This is a genomic window from Acinetobacter piscicola (assembly GCF_015218165.1).
Taxonomy (GTDB): domain Bacteria; phylum Pseudomonadota; class Gammaproteobacteria; order Pseudomonadales; family Moraxellaceae; genus Acinetobacter; species Acinetobacter piscicola_A.
Genome location: NZ_CP048659.1, coordinates 2,333,282 through 2,352,804, shown reverse-complemented (window position 1 = coordinate 2,352,804; position 19,523 = coordinate 2,333,282). Strand labels below are relative to the sequence as shown.

The 19,523-nt window shown below is 39.2% G+C and carries 34 protein-coding genes and 1 tRNA gene; 32 read left to right on the top strand and 3 right to left on the bottom strand.

The genetic code is table 11. The features are described from left to right. Position 1: 1 nt before the first annotated feature. The 3 genes from G0028_RS11590 to G0028_RS11580 form a co-directional block, all read right to left on the bottom strand. Positions 2 to 274 (bottom strand): hypothetical protein, encoded by a 273-nt coding sequence (locus G0028_RS11590; protein WP_227554723.1) that lies wholly within the window; start codon positions 272 to 274, stop codon positions 2 to 4. Between the two features lie 2 nt (positions 275 to 276). Beyond that, positions 277 to 624: a hypothetical protein gene (locus tag G0028_RS11585; protein WP_180047968.1), complete on the bottom strand. Its 348-nt coding sequence runs from the start codon at positions 622 to 624 to the stop codon at positions 277 to 279. 185 nt (positions 625 to 809) lie between these two features. Further along, complete coding sequence (locus G0028_RS11580; RefSeq protein ID WP_180097482.1) at positions 810 to 1,514, bottom strand: XRE family transcriptional regulator; 705 nt, start codon at positions 1,512 to 1,514, stop codon at positions 810 to 812. Between the two features lie 120 nt (positions 1,515 to 1,634). On the opposite strand from G0028_RS11580, the gene G0028_RS11575 reads away from it, so the two are divergent. The 32 genes from G0028_RS11575 (at position 1,635) to G0028_RS11425 (ending at position 19,523) form a co-directional block, all read left to right on the top strand. Then, on the top strand, positions 1,635 to 1,850 hold the full coding sequence (locus G0028_RS11575) for a hypothetical protein (RefSeq protein ID WP_180097485.1): 216 nt from the start codon (positions 1,635 to 1,637) through the stop codon (positions 1,848 to 1,850). Between the two features lie 44 nt (positions 1,851 to 1,894). Further along, positions 1,895 to 2,083 carry a hypothetical protein gene (locus G0028_RS11570; protein ID WP_180097488.1) on the top strand — a complete coding sequence of 63 codons (189 nt, stop codon included), beginning with the start codon at positions 1,895 to 1,897 and terminating at the stop codon, positions 2,081 to 2,083. Next, positions 2,080 to 2,919: a replication protein gene (locus G0028_RS11565; protein ID WP_227554722.1), complete on the top strand. Its 840-nt coding sequence runs from the start codon at positions 2,080 to 2,082 to the stop codon at positions 2,917 to 2,919. Before G0028_RS11570 ends, G0028_RS11565 begins: the two co-directional genes overlap by 4 nt. Further along, positions 2,919 to 4,244: a replicative DNA helicase gene (locus G0028_RS11560; RefSeq protein ID WP_180045379.1), complete on the top strand. Its 1,326-nt coding sequence runs from the start codon at positions 2,919 to 2,921 to the stop codon at positions 4,242 to 4,244. Before G0028_RS11565 ends, G0028_RS11560 begins: the two co-directional genes overlap by 1 nt. Then, positions 4,241 to 5,038 (top strand): hypothetical protein, encoded by a 798-nt coding sequence (locus tag G0028_RS11555; protein WP_194088719.1) that lies wholly within the window; start codon positions 4,241 to 4,243, stop codon positions 5,036 to 5,038. The genes G0028_RS11560 and G0028_RS11555 overlap by 4 nt, the downstream gene beginning before the upstream one ends. Before the next feature lie 82 nt (positions 5,039 to 5,120). After that, the gene (locus G0028_RS11550) at positions 5,121 to 5,369 is read left to right on the top strand and encodes a MarR family transcriptional regulator (RefSeq protein WP_180048100.1); all 249 of its coding nucleotides are present in this window, start codon (positions 5,121 to 5,123) and stop codon (positions 5,367 to 5,369) included. After that, positions 5,366 to 5,611, top strand: coding sequence for a hypothetical protein (locus tag G0028_RS11545; RefSeq protein WP_180048097.1), 246 nt, complete (start codon positions 5,366 to 5,368; stop codon positions 5,609 to 5,611). The genes G0028_RS11550 and G0028_RS11545 overlap by 4 nt, the downstream gene beginning before the upstream one ends. Further along, positions 5,608 to 6,399 (top strand): AP2 domain-containing protein, encoded by a 792-nt coding sequence (locus G0028_RS11540; protein WP_194088718.1) that lies wholly within the window; start codon positions 5,608 to 5,610, stop codon positions 6,397 to 6,399. Before G0028_RS11545 ends, G0028_RS11540 begins: the two co-directional genes overlap by 4 nt. After that, positions 6,396 to 6,608, top strand: a complete 213-nt coding sequence (locus G0028_RS11535) for a hypothetical protein (protein ID WP_180047388.1) — start codon at positions 6,396 to 6,398, stop codon at positions 6,606 to 6,608. Before G0028_RS11540 ends, G0028_RS11535 begins: the two co-directional genes overlap by 4 nt. After that, positions 6,601 to 7,026 carry a hypothetical protein gene (locus G0028_RS11530; RefSeq protein ID WP_227554721.1) on the top strand — a complete coding sequence of 142 codons (426 nt, stop codon included), beginning with the start codon at positions 6,601 to 6,603 and terminating at the stop codon, positions 7,024 to 7,026. The genes G0028_RS11535 and G0028_RS11530 overlap by 8 nt, the downstream gene beginning before the upstream one ends. Beyond that, positions 6,983 to 7,336, top strand: a complete 354-nt coding sequence (locus tag G0028_RS11525; protein WP_320109286.1) for a DUF1064 domain-containing protein — start codon at positions 6,983 to 6,985, stop codon at positions 7,334 to 7,336. The genes G0028_RS11530 and G0028_RS11525 overlap by 44 nt, the downstream gene beginning before the upstream one ends. Before the next feature lie 47 nt (positions 7,337 to 7,383). Further along, positions 7,384 to 7,818: a hypothetical protein gene (locus tag G0028_RS11520; RefSeq protein WP_180047390.1), complete on the top strand. Its 435-nt coding sequence runs from the start codon at positions 7,384 to 7,386 to the stop codon at positions 7,816 to 7,818. A 142-nt stretch (positions 7,819 to 7,960) separates the two neighbouring features. Continuing rightward, positions 7,961 to 8,036, top strand: a tRNA-Arg gene (locus G0028_RS11515). A 176-nt stretch (positions 8,037 to 8,212) separates the two neighbouring features. After that, the gene (locus G0028_RS11510) at positions 8,213 to 8,617 is read left to right on the top strand and encodes a Gp49 family protein (RefSeq protein WP_180047392.1); all 405 of its coding nucleotides are present in this window, start codon (positions 8,213 to 8,215) and stop codon (positions 8,615 to 8,617) included. A 39-nt stretch (positions 8,618 to 8,656) separates the two neighbouring features. After that, positions 8,657 to 8,848, top strand: a complete 192-nt coding sequence (locus tag G0028_RS11505; protein WP_180047381.1) for a hypothetical protein — start codon at positions 8,657 to 8,659, stop codon at positions 8,846 to 8,848. Position 8,849: 1 nt separating this feature from the next. Next, complete coding sequence (locus tag G0028_RS21095) at positions 8,850 to 9,035, top strand: hypothetical protein (protein WP_180097386.1); 186 nt, start codon at positions 8,850 to 8,852, stop codon at positions 9,033 to 9,035. Beyond that, positions 9,013 to 9,510, top strand: a complete 498-nt coding sequence (locus G0028_RS11500) for a terminase small subunit (protein WP_180047394.1) — start codon at positions 9,013 to 9,015, stop codon at positions 9,508 to 9,510. The genes G0028_RS21095 and G0028_RS11500 overlap by 23 nt, the downstream gene beginning before the upstream one ends. Continuing rightward, the gene (locus tag G0028_RS11495) at positions 9,494 to 10,735 is read left to right on the top strand and encodes a PBSX family phage terminase large subunit (RefSeq protein WP_194088717.1); all 1,242 of its coding nucleotides are present in this window, start codon (positions 9,494 to 9,496) and stop codon (positions 10,733 to 10,735) included. Before G0028_RS11500 ends, G0028_RS11495 begins: the two co-directional genes overlap by 17 nt. Before the next feature lie 7 nt (positions 10,736 to 10,742). Beyond that, a complete protein-coding gene (locus G0028_RS11490) occupies positions 10,743 to 12,191 on the top strand; it encodes a DUF935 family protein (protein WP_180047413.1) in 1,449 nt (482 codons plus the stop codon). A gap of 2 nt (positions 12,192 to 12,193) precedes the next feature. Further along, a complete protein-coding gene (locus tag G0028_RS11485; protein ID WP_227554720.1) occupies positions 12,194 to 13,441 on the top strand; it encodes a phage minor head protein in 1,248 nt (415 codons plus the stop codon). 1 nt (position 13,442) lies between these two features. Continuing rightward, entirely contained in the window at positions 13,443 to 13,679 is a 237-nt protein-coding gene (locus G0028_RS11480) for a hypothetical protein (RefSeq protein ID WP_180047415.1), read from the top strand. A gap of 52 nt (positions 13,680 to 13,731) precedes the next feature. Continuing rightward, the gene (locus G0028_RS11475) at positions 13,732 to 14,637 is read left to right on the top strand and encodes a hypothetical protein (protein WP_180047417.1); all 906 of its coding nucleotides are present in this window, start codon (positions 13,732 to 13,734) and stop codon (positions 14,635 to 14,637) included. Positions 14,638 to 14,648: 11 nt separating this feature from the next. Then, positions 14,649 to 15,002: a head decoration protein gene (locus tag G0028_RS11470; RefSeq protein ID WP_180047419.1), complete on the top strand. Its 354-nt coding sequence runs from the start codon at positions 14,649 to 14,651 to the stop codon at positions 15,000 to 15,002. A 10-nt stretch (positions 15,003 to 15,012) separates the two neighbouring features. Further along, entirely contained in the window at positions 15,013 to 15,993 is a 981-nt protein-coding gene (locus tag G0028_RS11465; protein ID WP_180047421.1) for a major capsid protein, read from the top strand. 7 nt (positions 15,994 to 16,000) lie between these two features. Further along, the gene (locus G0028_RS11460) at positions 16,001 to 16,435 is read left to right on the top strand and encodes a gp436 family protein (RefSeq protein WP_180047423.1); all 435 of its coding nucleotides are present in this window, start codon (positions 16,001 to 16,003) and stop codon (positions 16,433 to 16,435) included. A gap of 1 nt (position 16,436) precedes the next feature. Beyond that, the gene (locus tag G0028_RS11455; protein ID WP_180047425.1) at positions 16,437 to 16,937 is read left to right on the top strand and encodes a phage virion morphogenesis protein; all 501 of its coding nucleotides are present in this window, start codon (positions 16,437 to 16,439) and stop codon (positions 16,935 to 16,937) included. Beyond that, positions 16,924 to 17,379: a hypothetical protein gene (locus G0028_RS11450; protein ID WP_180047427.1), complete on the top strand. Its 456-nt coding sequence runs from the start codon at positions 16,924 to 16,926 to the stop codon at positions 17,377 to 17,379. Before G0028_RS11455 ends, G0028_RS11450 begins: the two co-directional genes overlap by 14 nt. A 2-nt stretch (positions 17,380 to 17,381) precedes the next feature. Then, positions 17,382 to 17,546 (top strand): hypothetical protein, encoded by a 165-nt coding sequence (locus G0028_RS11445; protein WP_227554833.1) that lies wholly within the window; start codon positions 17,382 to 17,384, stop codon positions 17,544 to 17,546. Continuing rightward, complete coding sequence (locus G0028_RS11440) at positions 17,539 to 18,273, top strand: hypothetical protein (protein ID WP_180097389.1); 735 nt, start codon at positions 17,539 to 17,541, stop codon at positions 18,271 to 18,273. The genes G0028_RS11445 and G0028_RS11440 overlap by 8 nt, the downstream gene beginning before the upstream one ends. 134 nt (positions 18,274 to 18,407) lie before the next feature. Then, positions 18,408 to 18,581 carry a hypothetical protein gene (locus tag G0028_RS11435; protein ID WP_180047239.1) on the top strand — a complete coding sequence of 58 codons (174 nt, stop codon included), beginning with the start codon at positions 18,408 to 18,410 and terminating at the stop codon, positions 18,579 to 18,581. Positions 18,582 to 18,602: 21 nt separating this feature from the next. Beyond that, a complete protein-coding gene (locus tag G0028_RS11430; protein WP_180097395.1) occupies positions 18,603 to 19,181 on the top strand; it encodes a hypothetical protein in 579 nt (192 codons plus the stop codon). 60 nt (positions 19,182 to 19,241) lie between these two features. Beyond that, positions 19,242 to 19,523 carry a hypothetical protein gene (locus G0028_RS11425; RefSeq protein ID WP_180097398.1) on the top strand — a complete coding sequence of 94 codons (282 nt, stop codon included), beginning with the start codon at positions 19,242 to 19,244 and terminating at the stop codon, positions 19,521 to 19,523.

The following is a 19,523-nucleotide window of genomic DNA, read 5'->3' as shown; positions in this document are numbered from 1 at the left end:
CTCAATCCCCTTGATACGCACCCACGACGTTTTTACGTGGGTAAATTGGGTTGTCATAAACAGGTGTTGGATAATATGCACGACCTGAATATTGATTTTTTTCAGTCACTTTTTGCATATTTTTTAAGAAGTCTTGAGCTGAACAACGAATGTCTAACTCAACCCAAGATGCACCATTCCATTTTTGAACCATGTCACCAACTTGGCGATACAAGAATTCACCGTAGCCAGTGCATTCCTTGTGTGTCGCAAGGAGTGAAAGAGGGAGAGGCATGTTCACTTCACACCCCCGACAATCGCTGCGCTGATCCGCTCATATTCAGAGCGATCAAGATAAACTTCGCTTAACTCTTTCGAGTTTTTAAACACGGTTACATCGTCAATTTGCTGCACAGAACCATCAACAAGTTCATAATCCAAGTTGATTGTCAGGTCATCAGCTTTAAGTTGAGCAGGGCAGAAGCCTTTGCAATTTGGCAAGTAGGTCAACACTTCGTACTTGCTTGGGTGGATGTTTACAGGCAATTCCTGAGCTGTTGGCTCCAATGCCCAAGCAGTTGCAAGGATTGCGGAAAGACCAAGGGCGGTGACCGCAGTCTTGTAATGTTGTTTGAATAGAGTCATACTTATCTCACTCTTTGAGTAAAAGCACATTTGATTTCGAGGTCGGTGTGCTTTTTTGTTGTTTGGTGAGATAAATATAAGACAGATTATAATCTTATTCAATAAGAAATCTTATAAAAATATAATTTTTTTTATTCTAAATATAAAAAATGCCTCAAAAGAGGCAATATTTTATAAGCTATATTTTAAAGAGTTCCACCTTTCCAACAAACGCGACCCTCAATCTGTATTGCATGAATTTTATCTGAGCTAATTTCTATATCTGGGTATTGATTTTTATCTGGGTTATCAGATCTTATCACCCAGTGTGTAATCATATTAATCAAGCGCTTAATGTAATACTCACCATCGATACAAAGAAAATAAATTTTTGAATTTTTTGGAATTGTGTCAGATGTATCAACCAATAGAACCTGCCCATCTTCAACAGATGGGTACATACTGTCACCAATCGCATGAATAACAACAAGTTTCTCAATATTAAGATTTTGAGATTTAATCCAATTTTCACTAAAAACCAAACCGCCATCCACATCGACATGATCTATAATAGACCCTGACCCACATGATCCAGCAACATCAAACTTAGGAATTAGAACATACTCATCACTATTTGGCGCTTGACCTTTCTTCCCTCCATTAACAACAATAAAGTCATCAAGGTTTCCTTTTTTCCTATCAATATACTCCTGACCGCTAAGCAGAAAATCAACAGAAACACTTAGAGCTTTTGCCAATTGAGGTAGAAACTTAGATTGATCACTACTGTTATTTTCAATATGAGAAATAGTGGCTTGAGTGACCTGAGCCTCTTTAGCTAGCTTTATTTGCGACCACCCCTTTTGTTTGCGGCACTGGCGAACTCGATCACCAACAGTTAAGCCAACCATGAATATCCCCACCTTTATAAAACTCCTTATAATTTATCAGTAATATTTATAAAATAATTTATTGATTAATCATAAGTCAAGTTATAATATATAATATAGGTTATAAAATGAGTGGTCTTTATGGAAAAGCCTGACTGGTCTTTCTTAATTAAGAGTCTGTTGAGCGAGAAGGGCTTTACAGAGAAAAGCATTGCTGATCGTGTAGAAACTTCTCAAGCAACGATCAATTATTTAAAAAAAGGTTCAATTCAGGAGGCTAAATACAGCACAGGAGTAATGTTGATTGCTTTGTGTATCACAAATGGAATACCCATCAAAACAAAAAACCTCAGCTGATCAGAGCTGAGGTTTCTTTAATTCAAACTTTAGAAGGCATGAATATGAAATCAAATTTAGCACATGAACCACCAAAGCTGCAAGCGACTTATCGGGAGCGAATGATTGATCAAAAAATCAAGCTTCTTGAAATTGCGCTCAAAGCGAATATGGAAAATCCAAATTTAGACAATGCTGTTGGTGTTGCCAAAGCACGTTATGACCTTTTTGATTTTTTAAGAGGTGGGGCATGAATACTGCAATGAAAATTGAACCTGTCGATAATATTGACGTTCACCCAAATACAGTCAAGAGGATCGAGCGGCAAGCTATGGCAAAAAAAGAGGATGGTTATACACCTTTGCCGAATTTCGTTTGTGATGAGGGTTATTTAGCTGTGTTAAGTGGTGAAGCTATTAAATGCTTGATATTTCTTAATCGTCATATCAAGGGATTTCACAAAGAAAACAGTGCTTTTAGTGAGGCATTTATTCTGAAATTAACTGGCTTTAAAGATAAGCGTACTGTTCGCAAGGGCATGTCAGATTTAGCTAAATATAATCTTGTAAAAATCACAAAAGATTTGGGTAAATCTACCACTTACCAAGTAACTTTTGAGTCTAGGTTATCAATTGAACTAGTAACATTAAATGATACTAGTGCATCAAAAGCGGTTACATCAAATGTACCTACACTAGTAACATTAAATGATACTGGAACTAGTAGCATCAAATGTCACTCTGTTAAAGAAATAGTAAAAGAAAATATTAAAGAAAGGGGTGCGCAAGAAAATTCAGTCGATGAAGTTTTGGAAATTTGGAAACCAAACTTACAAGATCTCAATTCTTGGCTACAACGTTCAGGATTACCAAAAATCAATCAAGCCCAAGTGGAAGAAATTTTACTTGAAGTAAATCCTTGTTACGAAGATCGTATTCGAGATGGTTTGTTGAACAACACTCAGATGTATTCAAACTTTGTGAAGTGGATTAAGCGTGACACCAAACTCACTGAGAAACTTTTTGAACAGGCTGCTAAATCTCAACCTGTAATCCCTCAAAACTTCACTGAAGACATGGGGGACTGGTAATGTCACATATTCACAATATCCCGATGGAACAGGCTGTTTTAACTGCATTGATGACTGTTGCTGAATCATTTGAAACTGTTGCGAATGATATTGATGTGGATTGTTTCTTTCCTGAACGTCACAAGCAAATTTTCAACGCAATTCAAGAATTGGCACATGAAAACAAGCCATATGATTTGGTGATGGTTGAGCAGCAACTTAACCAAAAAAATGTAATCCATTTGATCGGTGGCTCTGAATACCTATTTCAAATGACCAGCGAAGCGCCTTCAAGTTTTTACAATCTTGAAACCTATGTTGCTGAACTTAGTAAATTTAAGGCACATCGTGAGGTTGAGAAGATCGGGCATAGTATTTCAGAGATTGCCAAAGATTTAACAATCTCTGATGTGCATATTGCAGCAGAGACCATTCTTGATGGATCAACAGCAAGTGAAAAAGCTGAGAAATCAAGTTTTACTTTTGAGGAAGCTTTGATTTTGTCGGGTAAGCAACTGATCGAAAAAGCAGAAGCAAAGGCAAGCAAAACATTCTCAGGTGTGCAGTTCAATTTGAAATCTGTTGATGATTTGGTGGGTACGATTCAGAAAGGTCATTTTTGTGTCATTGGTGGCAGACCAGGATCAGGTAAATCTACTTTGGCTCAAATGCTGACGATCCAAACAGCGTTGCGCTATCAAGAATCGGTCTTAGTGGTATCGGCTGAGATGGACGTTGAGACGTTCACAAATCGCTGTATTTCGGCTTTAACCAGTATTCCGTACGACAACATCCATAACGCTGAACTTTACGATGGAATGCTTAAGGATTTCGCAGAAGCACAACATAAATTTAGCAAGTTGAAAATTCATATTGAAGATAAGCAAAAGCCAACGATTGCGGAAATTCATTCTTATGCACGTAAAGCGAGACGTAAATACAAAAAGCTTGGTTGCATCGTAATTGATTACTTACAGCTTGTTCGTGATCCAAGCAAGAAAGATCGCTATCAAGAAGTCAGCTCAATCAGTCGTGATTTAAAAGCATTGGCAAAAGAATTTAATTGCCCAGTGATTGCTTTGGCTCAATTGAATCGTGAATCAGAAAAAGGCAAACGCCCAAAGGCTTCTGACCTAAAAGAATCAGGGCAGATTGAACAAGACGCAGATCAGATCATTTTGGCTCACCCAATCAACGGTGAAGATGAGCTGCCAACTGGTGTGACTGAAATTATTGTGGCTAAAAATCGACATGGCAAGCGTGGCGTAGCGAGAGTTAGGGACCGCTTAGACATTTGCCGTTTTGTGTCAATTGTTGAAGGTGGAATGCAAGGAGACGCAGCGTGAAAAATATTGAACGAATCGTTTGTTGGTTTAGTTGTGGTGCTGCATCTGCTGTTGCAACAAAAATCATGCTTCAACAAGCATCGAAGATTTTTCCAAATGTTCCCGCTGTCATTGCGAATAGTCCGATTCAAGAAGAGCACTCAGACAATAAGCGTTTCTTTGGTGAGTGTCAGCAGTGGTTTGATCAAGAGATTATCAAAATCTTTAATCCGAAATATCCAGAAGGTCAAAACTCAATTTTTGAAGTATTTAAAAAAGGATATTTAAAAGGTGTGAATGGTGCGCCATGCACGACTCAACTGAAACGCATCCCTCGCGGCTCATTTCAAAAAGAGGGTGACTTGCATGTTTTTGGGTACGACTTGGATGAAATTGATCGAGCGCAAGATTTTGAAGAAAGAAACCCATCTTTGAATGTGTATTTCCCGTTAATTGAATCTGATTTAACAAAAGCTGATTGCTTAGCGATGCTTCAAGACGCAGGTATTCGCATTCCAAAAATGTATGAGCTTGGGTACATGAATAATAACTGCATTGGCTGTGTGAAAGGGGGGGCAGGATATTGGAACAAGATTCGTAAAGATTTTCCTGAGACTTTTGAGCGCATGGCAATCGTTGAGCGTGAAATTGGGCATTCAATTTTAAAGAATGAAAACGGTCCTATTTTTCTTGATGAGTTGAATCCAAAAATGGGGCGATACAAAGACGAACCAGATATTGACTGTTCTTTCAGTTGTCAGATTGCGAAAGAAGATAACGACTGGAAAGTATTGAAGTTTAAGGAAGAAGCATGAAACAACTCCTAATTTTAATCGCAGTTTGCGCCCTAGTTTGGGTTAGTGGTCAGTGTGAGAACGTTATGCATGGGGGTGGGGTGTGAGTGAGGCTAAAACTTTTTTTGATAATCAGTTGTATTTGCTTTTGTTTGCTTGTCATGCGACTGAGCCATTTTCAGTCAAAGATGTGCAAGAAGCAGTGTTTGATTTTCATCGTGCAACGGTTCACAAGATGCTTCAAAACTTTGAAAAATGGAACTACTTGGAGCGTGTAACTAAAACACATTACAGGGCAACACAGTACGCAAAAGACATCATGAATGTGAACAAGGATGAGGTGGCGCTATGACAACTATAAACAACCTTATTGATCGGGTTGGTGGCATTGATACGGCAAAATCAATGCTTAAAAGAGCTAAAGCAAAGAATCTAACAAAGATTAGCTATCAAATCATGGTTGGTAATGTGCAGTGCACCACTGGTGTATTTGTTGACGATCTCCGCACCGCCATTGCTCAGTATGACTGCATTGATACATGCAGTGATATTGCTAATCACATCTCGCCACTAACTAAGGTGACTGAAAGATGAATGAATTAAATTATGAAGGGAAAATATTTAAGACTAATAACTATGGGTCTTTGATTGTTACCAAGTATATCAATGGCTCCAAGGTACACATTAAGTTCATTGATACAGGCTATGAAACAGTTGCTGATATGGGGCAGATTAAAAAAGGCAATGTTAAAGATAGATTGGTGGCAACTGTGTGGGGTGTGGGTGTTTTGGGCGATGAGCCTGCTTGCGTTAATGGCAAGACACCAAAGGAATATATGCTATGGGGGTCAATGCTGCAACGTTGTTATGACGATAAATATCACAGTAAGCATCCTACTTACAAAGATTGCTATGTATCTGAAAAATTCAAATATTACCCATATTTTAAAGACTGGTGCTCTGAACAAATTGGCTTCAATCAAACTGGGTGGGATCTGGATAAGGACATACTTGTGAGGGGTAATAAATCTTACAGTGAAGACACTTGTGTATTTGTCCCACAGGAGATCAATAAACTTCTTAATAGGCAAGATAAAAACCAAGATAAATATCCACTTGGGGTTTATTACGACAGTCGTGAGAATAATTTTCAGTCGAAAATTCATAATGGAAAAAAGCCCGTCAGACTTGGTAGATTTAGCACGGCAGAAGAAGCTTTCCAGGCTTATAAGCAAGCCAAAGAGGCTCAAATCAAAGCCGTAGCCAATAAATGGAAAGATCAAATTGACACAAGAGCCTATGAGGCTTTGATGGCTTATCAAGTTGAATCACAGGTTGACCCTAGAAACATTAGCCCAAATACGAAGGTGGTGGAGTTATGAATATTAAGATGATTTTTATAGTTTTAAATACTCAATTAATCACGGCTTGTCTTTTTAGTAATGATGCATCAATAACTCGGGATACTGCATTTTTATGGGTTTTTGGCAGCATTATTGTTGATTTGGTTGTGTTTGGTTTATGGGTGAAGTTCGCACGTAAAAGTAACAGCATACCAAAAGCAATCTTGGAGGCGGAACGTCGTGGATGAGTTTAAATCATGTCCTTCCTGTAGAGAACAATTGAACCAATGCCTTTCTTGCGCTTCTTATGTTGTGGATGGTGAGCGCATTTACTACGAGAAGCTAAAGGATTTTGGTGCAACTCAAGATCATGAATTACGTTTTATTAATCGTATTCAAAAACATCGTACAACAGCATTTTTTCATAATGGGAAATTATACATCCCAAGTCGACAAGGCAGATCAGTTCCTCTTGCTATTGGTTTGCAGTGGGAGGCTTGGCAAGAGCAACAGGCTGAGATTGACGAGAAAGATAAGCGGATTGAAGAGCTGCAAGCAAAAGTTGATGCAGTTGAGCATGTTTTAGGTTGCGCAATGATTGCGCCTAAAGAGGTTTTTCAATATGCGGATCGAATTGCTAAAGCTTTGCGAGGCAACGATGCTTAAACCCTGCAAGAAGCCAAAATTTAGAAATAAGAAAGTAGTGCTAGAGGGCGCTACTTTCGATTCTCGTAAAGAAGCAAGGCGATATAGGGAATTGCAGCTATTAGAGCGTACAGGTGAAATCAGTGAGCTACAGACGCAGTTTGCGTTTGTACTTGCTGAGTCGGTCAAGTTTAAGAGTGAGCCGAGAAGAAAGCCTGCTGTGAAGTATGTAGCAGACTTTGTGTATGTCAAAGATGGTCGTCAGGTTGTCGAAGATGTGAAGAGTGTTGCTACTCGGAAAGATAAGTATTTCAGATTGAAAAGCACTTGATGATGTCAGTGCATGGGATAGAAATTTTAGAGGTTTAAGGGGAAATCATGAACGCAGCGGTGACGATTATGGATTGGTCTAAATACACAATTGATGGATGGCTTGAGCAATTTGGTGCTTGGTGTGAAACCGCTCGAATGAAAGGCGGTGAACTACCAGATGGTTTACATATCAATCAAATCTATTGGTTGATTCGTGAAGCAGATAAAACGCCACGTTCTGCAAAATGCTATATCACTTGTGAGATTACAGATTATGAAGCAGGGCAAGTGCAAGCTTTGTTGCGAAGTGTTTTTAAAAGTGAGTCAGTGGACTATCAAGCAAAGTATGCAGTGATGTGTTTGGTAAAGCATAAGGTGGAGAATCGTAGTGTTCAGGCTGTTGCGGACATTACAAATCAGAGTAAACCCATTGCTCACATGATGATTAATTGTGGACGATATTTCATGCATTCGCGTGATAATCGTTTGAAAATTGGTTAAAAGTTGACGGGTATACCGCGCAATGCTATATTTCAGTTATAGTGCACGAAGTATGTAAGTTGCACGGTAAGAAGCTCATCGAAAGGTGGGCTTTTTTGTTGTCTGAATTAAGGGTGTGGCAGATTGCCATACCCTTTTTAATACACCATTAGCTCAGTGGATAGAGCATCCGCCTTCTAAGCGGATGGTCACAGGTTCGAATCCTGTATGGCGTGCCATTTTTTAATAATTTGATCACCACCATTATTTGTATATAAAACATATATTTATGTGAGGTTTTTATGGTTTTGGTCACCACCTTTAATTATGGCGAATCTGCCATTTTTAAACCCATCGAATTCGAAACCTTTAACCCCACATGTTGGGGTTTTTTAATGTCTAGGGGAAAGTGAAGATGTCAAATGAAAAACAAATTGAGCAAGAAATTCAAGCGAAAGGTTTGAGTGCACCACGATTAACGCCTAATCATATTGATTCAGTTGTTCAAAGTGTTCACTACTTTACGGCTGGTGATGGTTACGCAGGCGCGCTTGCATCTTCTGAAGAATTTAACTCATTGCCTGAAGGTGAGCGATTCATCAATCCACCACAGCAACTTGATCTATTAATCTTCTGTGTAATTGTTTTGAAAAATGGTTTCACAGTTACAGGTGAATCAGCATGTGTAAGTCCTGAAAACTTTGATCCTGAAATTGGTAAAAAGATTGCGTACGAAAATGCACGCAACAAAATTTGGATGCTTGAAGGTTATCTATTAAAAGAAAAACTATACCAAGCTGAATTGGATAAACGGTTTTAAATACCCAGAAAGGGGTTTTATTTTGTCTTGGAGGAAGTCATGCGTTTAGGTCGATTTGGGTTGGGTTTTGTTACAGCAATGATGGGTTTTAGCGCTTCATTTCAAGGGTTTACTGATAGTTTCAAGCGCTTATCTGCTCCACATATTTGGACTAAACCACCTAGTTATAAATCAAAACCAAACCGTGTGAGTCAAGCGAAATGTCGCAAATATAAACGGCAGGGTCGATAGTATGGACAAAATCGAAGCACGTAAGAATCTCAACATTCTCAAAGCAAATCGCAAACGTCTTGAAGAATACAATCATTTGTTTAGTAGTCATGCGTTTAAGCAAGAGTGTCAGATTGCTTTAAGAAAAGTGTGTGAACAGATTGGGAATATTGAGGTGAAATTAAATGGAAGACATTCCGCTCGGTAGTTTGCCGCTTGATAACGAGCAGCATGAGCGATTAGCTCAAGGTTACTTTGAAACTGCAAACAAGAAGATTGCAGGTGAGCGCGCAGGCTACACAGACAAATCAAACGCGTGGCGCGCAATACATCGTGAAGATGTTCAGGCACGTATTAAGTTTCTTCAAGATGAGCGTGCTGAGGAATTGGGGCTTGATGCTTATTATGTTTTAAAGAATCTCAAATCTATTGCTGATCGCTGCATGCAAGGTGAGCCTGTGACTGATCGAGATGGTGCACCTGTTTTTGTTCAGGGTAGTGATGGTGAATATGCAGCGCTTTATAAGTTTGATGCACCAGGTGCGACCAAGGCGGTTGAGTTGATTGGTAAACATATCGGGATGTTTAAGGATAAGTTGGAGATTACAGGTGCAAATGGCAAAGATTTAATGCCTCCAACTTTTAATATTATTGGGGTGAAGCCAAATGGGGATCGAGAATGATATTGAAATCCCTGAAAAGCTGTTGCCGGCATTCGATAATCTAAGTAAAGCAATTTATGATGCAATTGTGTGGGAAGGTGGTCGAGGTGGTGCTAAATCAGAAGCCTTGGCCCACATTGGTATCATGGAATCCTACATTGATGATGGTGTAATTCTTTGCTGTCGTGAGATTCAAAAGTCTATTGATGACTCTATTTACTCAATGCTCGTTGCGAAGATTTCACAACTTGGTTTGGATAAACAATTCAAGATTTTAAACAACGAAATCACCAACCTTGTCACAGGTGCTCGCTTTATTTTTGCGGGCTTAAAGTCAAATGTAACCTCTATTAAATCAATCACAAAATTACGAGTTGTGTTGGTAGATGAGGCTGAAAGCGTCTCTCAAAATTCATGGGATGTGCTAAGACCTACGCCACGATACGGAAAAGTCCGTATTTATGTGGTGTTTAACCCGAAGTTTGAAACCGACCCAACTTGGCAAGAGTTTGTCGCTAAAAAAGATGAGCGCACACTGCATATCAATATTGGGTGGCGTGACAATCCTTGGTTTCCTGAGTCATTAAATAATCAGCGTTTGCGTGATGCTAAGGGTGACGCGGGGCGTTATCTGTGGATTTGGGAAGGTAAGTTTTTAAAACTTTCAGAAGCGTCAATCTTTGGTAAAAAACTAAGACAACGTGAATTTGAAATTGATGAAAGTTTTGGTGATCCATTGCTTGGTGTGGATTGGGGGTTTAGTACCGACCCCGTTGCAGCAATCGAGGCTTATGTAAAAGATAGGACGCTTTATATTCGCAATGCTGCAAGTCGAGTGGGCTTGGAATTAGATGATACTGCTGCATGGCTATATCGACATGTTCCAAAACTTAAAACCAATACATCAAGGGCTGATAGCTCAAGACCTGAAACGATCAGCAAGGTTCAAAAAGATAAAGAATGCCCGCTACCACTATTGAAAGCTTGCGTGAAATGGTCAGGATCTGTTGAAGACGGTGTTGTCTATATTCAATCCTTTGATGAGATTGTAATTCATCCTGATGCGGATGACTGTTATGCGGAGTTAATGGCGTACAGCTACAAAAAAGACAAGTTTGACGAGGTTACGACGGAAATCTTGGATAAGGACAACCATTATGCTGATGCGTTGAGATACGCATTGGAACCAAAGATCAAAGGCAAGAGACGAACCAAACCAAAAGGCGCGGGTTCACGAACATATTGAGGCAATTATGGCAAAGTCAAAAAAAGACAAGGTAAAAAATAAGGCTTTGTCTAACGGTGCTTTAAATACACATGAAGCGGTAACGCAGTTTTTTAATAACGTTGGTCGCTTGCCCGACTTGGATGAAACTTTAAGAAAGGCAGGTATTCAGCGTCATAAATTAGATGTATTGCTTACAGATGATGAAATTGCACAAGCAACTGAAACAAGATTAGATGCTTTACTTGCAATGCCATTTCGTATTGAGCCAAGCGACACGCCTGAAGCTGTTTATTTAATGCAAGAACTAAAAGAATGGTTTAGCGAGATTGCTACAGCCTCTTTAAATGCATTGTTTTTCGGGTATTCAGTTCAAGAAGCGATTTGGGATGAGAAAAATGGCTATGTTGGTTTAACATGGATTGGTGAAAAGCCAATGGAGTGGTTTGAGCCTAAAAATGATGGGCGCTTGATTTATCGACCTGATTCAACTGGTGTTGAGCGCGAAGTGGATCAAAAAGTTAAGTTCTTTCTCACCCGAAGGAAAGCCACATACAAACAACCGTATGGCAAGGCTTTGCTGTCTTCACTGTATTGGTTGTTCTTCTTTAAACAAAATGGCTTTAAGTTTTGGGCCAAGTTTTTAGAGCGCTTTGGCACACCTATTTTACTTGGAAAAGTAAAAGACGGTGACAATGATGATATTGATGCAATGAATAATGCGCTTTTATCGGCACACGCGCAGTCTGTTTTATCGATTGGCTCTGAAGATGATGTGCAGATTTTAAGTAATTCACAGGGTAATGCAGGTTCAGCATTTGATACTTTTAACACTGTTTTGCTGCGTCAAATTCAAAAGCTTGTGTTAGGTCAGACGCTCACAAGTGGTACAGATGGTGCAGGTAGTCGAGCGCTTGGTCAAGTGCATGAAAATGTACGTAAAGATAAGCTTAAATCTGACATTCGCTTAGTCACTCCAACACTTCAAGCAATTGTTAATGCAATGTGTTTGCTTAATGGCTGGCAAGACCACAAAATCATTATTGGTGAAGATAAAGCGCTTAATGAAGATCAGGCAAAGCGTGATGTGGATCTGAAGAACTCAGGTGCTGAGTTTACAAATCAGTATTTTATTCGTGAATACGGCTTGCAAGATGGTGACTTAAAGGAATCTACATCTGTGCCTATGCAGTTTAATGCATTACCAAGTCAGGCTTTTAGTTTTGCTGCATCAGTAAACAAGATTGATGCAGGTCAGCAAGAATTAGACACTCTAATTACCAAGCAAAATACCAAGCTGCTTGATGAAAAAGAAATTGAAGCGATTGTATTGAAGTCTGAAACACATGAGCAATTGATTCAAAATCTTTATAGCGCAAACACTCAAGCATCAATTGAAGAGTTTGAGATTAATCTATCCAAGGCTTTGTTTAAAGCTGATGTGATGGGGTATGTGCAAGCAAACAAAGGTAAATAACAATGACTGATTACAGTGATGCGCTGCGTTATGCGCGTGGCCGCAATGTTGTTTTGCCTGATGAGTTTTACATGATGGATTTGGATGCAAGGGCGAATGCTGCAACGATTAGTCGTTTAGCTTCGCTTGACCAAATTAGTCATGTACTTGAGCTTGTAAATAAATCGCTTGAGAGCGGTTCGACTTTTCATGATTTTAAAAAGTTAGTCGAAGAGTCAGGTATTGATTTGCCTGAATATCATCTTGCGAACGTGTACCGGACCAATATGCAGAATGCGTATGCGCATGGACGATGGATTGAACAACAAGCAAATAAAGATTTAAGACCTTATTTGCAGTATTCAGCGATTGTGGATAGCCGAACTAGACCAACACATTTAGCATTCAATAACATTATTCGACATATCGATGATGATTTTTGGAAAAAATACTATCCGCCCAATGGGTTTCAATGTCGATGCACAACACGCTCACTCAGCGAGAAAGCAGCAAATCGAATTGGTATTACACCTGATGACAAGCTATCTGAGTTGCCAGCGAATAAATATGATTGGGATTTCCATCCGAGTCGTCAAGCAACGCATTTAAATGATGTTGTTAATAGCAAATTGGATGATATTGGGATTGAGCGCAATCGAGCGCAAGAACTGCTTAAAATCAAAGATGATGCGATTGTACAGCAAGAAGCAAATCAGGCTGTAAAAGGCGCTCTGAGCGAGTTGGATCAACAAAATAAAAAGCATTTGGATGATTTTCTAAGTCAAAACAATATTGAGCCAAGTTCACCACGTATTATTTTCGAGTTTGCTCAAGATGAAGAAAAGTTGACTGAGCTTGCGCAAGAAGCATTGATTCGTAAATCGCATGATAAAAAATCAAATTCAATTTGGAATACGATTGCAAATGCATTTACTGCAATGTTGAGCAAAGCAAAGAACCTAAAAAACAAGCTTACAGGCAATAATCTAAAAGGCTTTGATGCGTTTAACTTACAAGTGGGAAATGTGATTGGTATTCAAACCCCAACACTTTTTAAAACAGCAGAAAGCACAGGTAAGAGCATCACAATTTTAGACATGAAAGGTCATGCAATTGATTTGTCCAAAATTAATGGCTTGAATGGCTCATTGCTTGCGCCAGATTTAAACCTTGAAGTTGTGAGTGTGACTGATACCGATATTGTGTTGAAGCGCACAGATGAAATTGCGAAGCGGTTGTTTGTGGCGAACAATCAATTGTGTGAGAGATAAAATGAAGAATCTTTTAAAAGGCATTAAACAAGGTGACTTGGTTGAATTCGATCTAATTACCAATCCTATTGAAATTGATGAAGTAGATGATTCAAACGAGCATTATGTGAAACTAACTTTTAAATGCCACTCAGGTTATTGGGTGCTGGATTATAAGTGGGATGGAACACAGAGTAATTGTCTTGCTGAAACTGGCATCCATGATGCCTTTGATATTGTTAAAGTCACTCGAAAATAGAACGAAATAAACAAATGACCACCTTTGGGTGGTTTTTTTATGGAGCATGAAAATGTCTGAACAAGACGAACAAAATAAATACTTATTTGCTCTGTCTGCGATTGATATACCAAAAGCCAAAGATGGTCAGCGACGAGTGTTTGCGGGCACAGCTTACGCAGGTGGTCGAGTGGATGGGCATTGGTATTGGGGGCGAGCAGGTGTTGTATTTGATCTTGATGGTATTGAGATTGCAACACCTACACCGCTGCTTGAAGAGCATTTTAGCGCAAATCGCATCGGTGTTGTAAAACAGGTCAGCACAAGCGGCAGCATCGAAGTTGCAGGACATTTTTTAAAGAACAAAAAAGCTTTGGAAATCATTCAGGATTCTGATGATGAGTTTCCTTTTCAAATGTCTATGTTTATTGATCCTGGTTCGATTGAAGAAGTTTTGCAGGGTCAAACAGTCAATGTGAATGGTCAATCGTTTACAGGCCCAATCGCTGTATTTCGTAATAACCGAATCCGTGAATTTACGATTTGCTCAACAGGCGCAGATCGAAACACATCCATCAAAGCCTTTTCAGGCAAACCAAATCTAATTCAACAAGAGGACACAAGCGTGGACCTAGAACAAGCCAAAGCTCGTATTGTCGAGCAAGATGCAGAAATTGCAGATCTCAAAAAAGAGATGCAGGAATTTAAAGCAAATAAGCGTAATGAAGATATTGCCGCACTTGCAAAAGATGCGGGCAAAGAATTTAGCGCAGACGAAGTAAAAGAAATGCAGGATTTAGATGAAAAATCTTTCGCATTTTCAGCAGCACAGATTCGTAAATTTGCATCAAAGCCTGAACCACAAAAACCAACATTGCCAAGTTACTTGACGCAGCATCAAGCAGTTGGGGATGGACAAAATCAATTTAATGCAGGTCAGCCAAAATCATTGGCGGACATGGCAGCAGAACGAAAATAAGGTGAATACAAATGGTTAAAACTGTAGAAAAAGCGGGTGTTACATCTGATTGGTTGGCTTGGGAGTTGGATGGTAATCACCGCCCAAGTCGTGAAAATGTAAGTGTAGCTGCAAACCAAACAATTAAAGATGGTCAGCCGATTTCATTTGATGCATCAGGTGATGCGGTTGCATTTGATGGTACGGGTGCGGTTGCGGGCGTGATGATTAATGGTGTCACAACCAAAACTGAAAAAGGCGCAGGGGTAATTTTGGCGCGTCAAGCTCGAATTGTTCCTGAAAAACTTGTTGGTGTGGCGGGTGATTTAGCAACAGTGGTTGCGGGTCTTAAAACTTTGGGTATTACTGCTGTACGTTCAGCATAGGATAAAAAAGATGGATGAATTAATTTTTACAACAGAAGAGCTGAGCACAGCAATTACACAATTGCCGACACGCATTGGCAACCCAAATGACATTAATTTGTTTCGCAATATTCCAGGCACTACAAACAACTTTTCGGTTGAGTTTTACTCTGATTCAAACGTGTTAGTGCCAACAACCGAATGGGGTGGTGTGCCGCCTAAAAATTCAAGTGGTAAACGAATTGCTAAATCTTGGGTGGTGCCACACATGCCGCTTGAAGACACTGTACTTGCATCAGATGTGATTGGTGTTCGTGCATTCGGCTCGACTGCTGCTGAAACCGTGCAGGGCAAAGTGTTGGATAAGCTTCAACAAATGAAGAACAAAATCGACACTACACTTGCATATCGTCGCACAAAAGCAAAACAAGGCATCATCTTGGATGCTGATGGTGAAATCATTGTCGACTACTTTGTGGACTTTGGTGTGACTGCGCAAACAGTTGATTTTGAATTGGGTGTTGTGACCACAAACGTTTTAGCAAAATGCCAAGATGTAATTGACTTGGTTGAAGATGGCTTGGGGCAAGAGCTGTATGGCTCAATCGAAGCAGAAGTGGATCGTCAGTTTTATGATGCATTAACTGCACACAAAAACGTGCGTGAAGTATTCTTAAATTGGTCTGGTGCAGAGCAACGTTTAGGTCGTTCAAATACATCAGGTTTTGAATTTGGTGGCATCAAATTTATTGTAAATCGTCAAAAAGTAGGTGAAGTGCCGCTTATTGGCGTGAAAGAAGGGCATGCATACCCAACAGGTACGCAAGATGTATTCTTAAATGCCTTGGCTCCTGCGGATTTCAACGAAACTGTAAACACTTCAGCATTGCCGTACTACGCAAAACAAGAGCCTAAAAAGTTCAATCGTGGTTTTGACTTGCATGTGCAATCTAACCAATTGCCTGTGGTTGCGAAACCTAAAGCATTGGTGAAGCTTACTTCAACAAAATAGGTGATCTATGTACGCAAGCCGTGATGACATGGTCTTGCGTTACGGCTTGACACATATCGCTCAATTAGAAAGAAATCTTACTGTAAATGAGTCTGTGCAATCTTATATCCAAGACGCTTCAGACATTGCAGATGGTTTTATTGGTGTTGCATACACTGTTCCGCTTGAACATCCTCCCAAAAATCTCACGATTTATATTTGTGATATTGCTCGTTACCTGCTTCATCGTCAGCAAGCGCCCGATGAAGTAAGACAGCGATATGAGGATGCTATTGCTTTTTTAAAGCGCGTGGCGGATGGTAAAGCAACACTTCTAATTAAGCGTGAAGACACTCAAGAAGTAACTCAAGCAAAGAAAGTCAAAGCTGTTGCGCCACTTGGTACGACGTACCGAGGCGGTGTATTTGGGGATGATATTTTAAATAACATGCCGAGCGTGTGATATGGCTGACTCTATTCAAATGCATGGGCAGGAAAAGCTACGAGAGTTTTTAGCTAAAGTTCATGCAAAAGTTGAAAATCCTGAATTGCTGTATAGAAAGCTTTCAGTATTACTGTTAGATCAAACTGAAAGACGATTTGATACAAGCATTGGTACTGATGATAAACCTTGGAAACAATCATGGCGCGCAGAGGTTCAGGGTGGGAAAACACTGAGAAATACAGGGCGTTTGCAAGATTCCATTGTTTCTAGGATTCAGGGCAATCGGATCACAATTGGTACAAATGTTAAATATGCGGCATTAATGCACTTTGGCGGCACTGTTAAACCTAAGGGTAAAAAATTTTTAAAGTTTAAAACCCCGCTAGGTGGCTGGATGTTCTTGAGGTCAGTCAAGATTCCTGCGCGTCCATTCCTAGGTATCTCAGTGGATGATTCTCAAGAAATCTTGTTCGAGATTGAAGAATACTTACATGAGGTTTTGACCGATGCAAAACATTGATAATTATTTTGCTCTTGAAGATGACATTTTAAAGCGAATCAAGTCAGAAATTCCTGAAGTTGAGGAAATCGTCACACCTTTTGAAGTAGAGGATTTATTTCAAGCGATTGTAGGTGATGTGGGTATCGGCATTATTTACGTTGGTGATCGACTTGCATCAACCACAGGTGATGGTAAAGCAAATGCAATTTATCAGCAGTGGCTTGTAGCGCTTAGTGTTGCAGATGCTTCAGCACAACTACCTGAAACGGCTTCAATTCGCCAATTGGCAGACCCGATTATTCGGAAGATTCTTGCAGCAATGCAAGGTTATCAACCACAAATTGTGGGATTTAAGCGCTTTCAACGTGTGGATGCAGGTATTTCGGTTGGGAAATCTGTTACCACTGGTCGAGCTTATTTCCCATTTTTATTCGAATCTCAAATGATCAAAGTATGGTGATTATGAAAACATACAAAGCATTAAAACCTGTAGGTCGCTTTAAAGAAGGCGATACGGTTGGCGGTCTGTCAGATGAACAGATTAAAAAATTAGTAGTAGATAAAGTCATTGAAGAAGTGAAGTTATCTGCAACAAAAACCACCAAAGAGGTAAAAACAGATGGCTAATAATTATATCTCGTTGCAAGGTAAATTCTATTTATCTGAAATTGTAAACGGTGTTGCGGGTGCAATGCGCCACATTGGTAATGTTCCTGAATTTGAACTTGAAATTACTACAGATCAAGTAGAACATCAGGAAAGTACTTCTGGACAACGTACAACTGACTTTGTGTTGACAAAAACTACAGGCGTGAACTTTAAAGGTCAGCTTGAAGAAGTTGACGAAGCTAACTTGCAATACATTTTATCAGGCATGAAAACCGAAGTAGCAAGCAAGACTGTTGCAGATCAGGCGCTGGGAACTGTGAAAGTTGGGCAAGAAATTAAACTTAATGGTTATGCATTAACTGATGTGACTTTTAATGCAGGTGCTACACCTGTAGCCAAGGAAAAATACACGCTTGATGCAGTCTTTGGGACTGTGATTTTTCACGAAGCAATCGTAGAACCTGTGACAGCAAGTTACACCACAGGGGTGGTAGGCAATACCACGATTGCAAGTGATTTTGGTAAAGAATATGAGCTATTCTTCAAGGGTATCAACACAGCCACAGGTAGCCACATGGCTGTTAGTTTGTGGCGCACCAAAAAGTCACCTGAAACAACATTCCCATTAATTCATGAGGGATTAGGTCAATATGAAATTTCAGGGCAAGCGCTTTCACATACTGAAAAAGGCTTAGATCCAACGCTTGGCTTATATGGGCATGTTGTAAATATTCCAGCAGCATAAAAAATTATAGGCACAAACGATGGCGCATTTAGCGTCTTTTTTTTGTGCTCTTAAAAAGCAAAAACCCAAGACTGAGAATCTTGGGTTTTTTGTTTTCCGTTGAACAGAGCAAGAACAAGAGGAAAAGATTTTACATGTCAGAAAAGAATACCAAATTTTTAGTGAAGTTTCTAGGAGCAACTATGGAAGCTATGAACTTAAACCCCGAAAGTTTTGTAAAAATATTTTGGAATATTGCATTTATTGTAGCTTTTATCATGATTGTAAATTTCATTTTAAAAGCTACATCACATTATCTAGGAATGTAGTTAAAATAGTGAGTAGAATTAATGAATGATTTTTTTCTTGCTGAAAATAGAACATATTCTGTTGAGCTTGATGAAGATAGCTCGGTTGAGCTTCGTCAATTTATTGTGGGTGAAATTGATAAGATTGAGGTATTTGCATATCCGATTCGCAAGGCATTAAAAAAAGATTGGGCAACTGAAGACCTACATACTGTGGTTGATAATAATCAAATTGCAGCAACAATGTTGTTAGAATCATTATCAAATTTAACTTTTGAAGCAGCATCTAAAATAAAAGACGCAGCACCCGACAAATTTATTGAAATTTTTGAAATGCTTTTGATTGTGAATAAGACATATTTTGAACAAGATGAAGTTAAGAAAAATAATAAGAATGATGATAAGTTTTCTTGGTTTGATTCGTTTCAAACATTGATTAGTAAAGGGCATAAACACGAGGATATTTTAAATTATAGCTTTGGTGCTTTTATGGAATACTTAAAAGCAGCTCAACGTCATGAGCAAAACCATATCTTAAGTCGAAGTGTTGCAATGCGTGTCGCTTATCATGCTGATAAAAAAGGCTTTAGTAGCTATACAAATGAAGTGAATAAAGACTAAGTGGGCATTGCTCAAAAATTAACTTTTAGGTACTCTGCTTTTATAACAAAGGGGAGTTATATGAAAAATTTATTATTAGCATCTTTATTATGTGTTTCTACGTTTGCTGCAGCTACAGAAGTTCGATCAATTCGCACATCAAATGATTTTGTTGAAATCGGTAATTCACAAGCACAAGTACAAAGTAAGCTCGGTAGTCCAAACAATGTTCATCATTATGTGTTGAGAGATCGTCAGGATCGACCACGTGCAGCAACTGACCTAAGCTATACGGTTGATAATGAAAAATACATCGTCACCATTGTAAATGGTAATGTTTATAAGATTGAGTGGGTGCGTTGA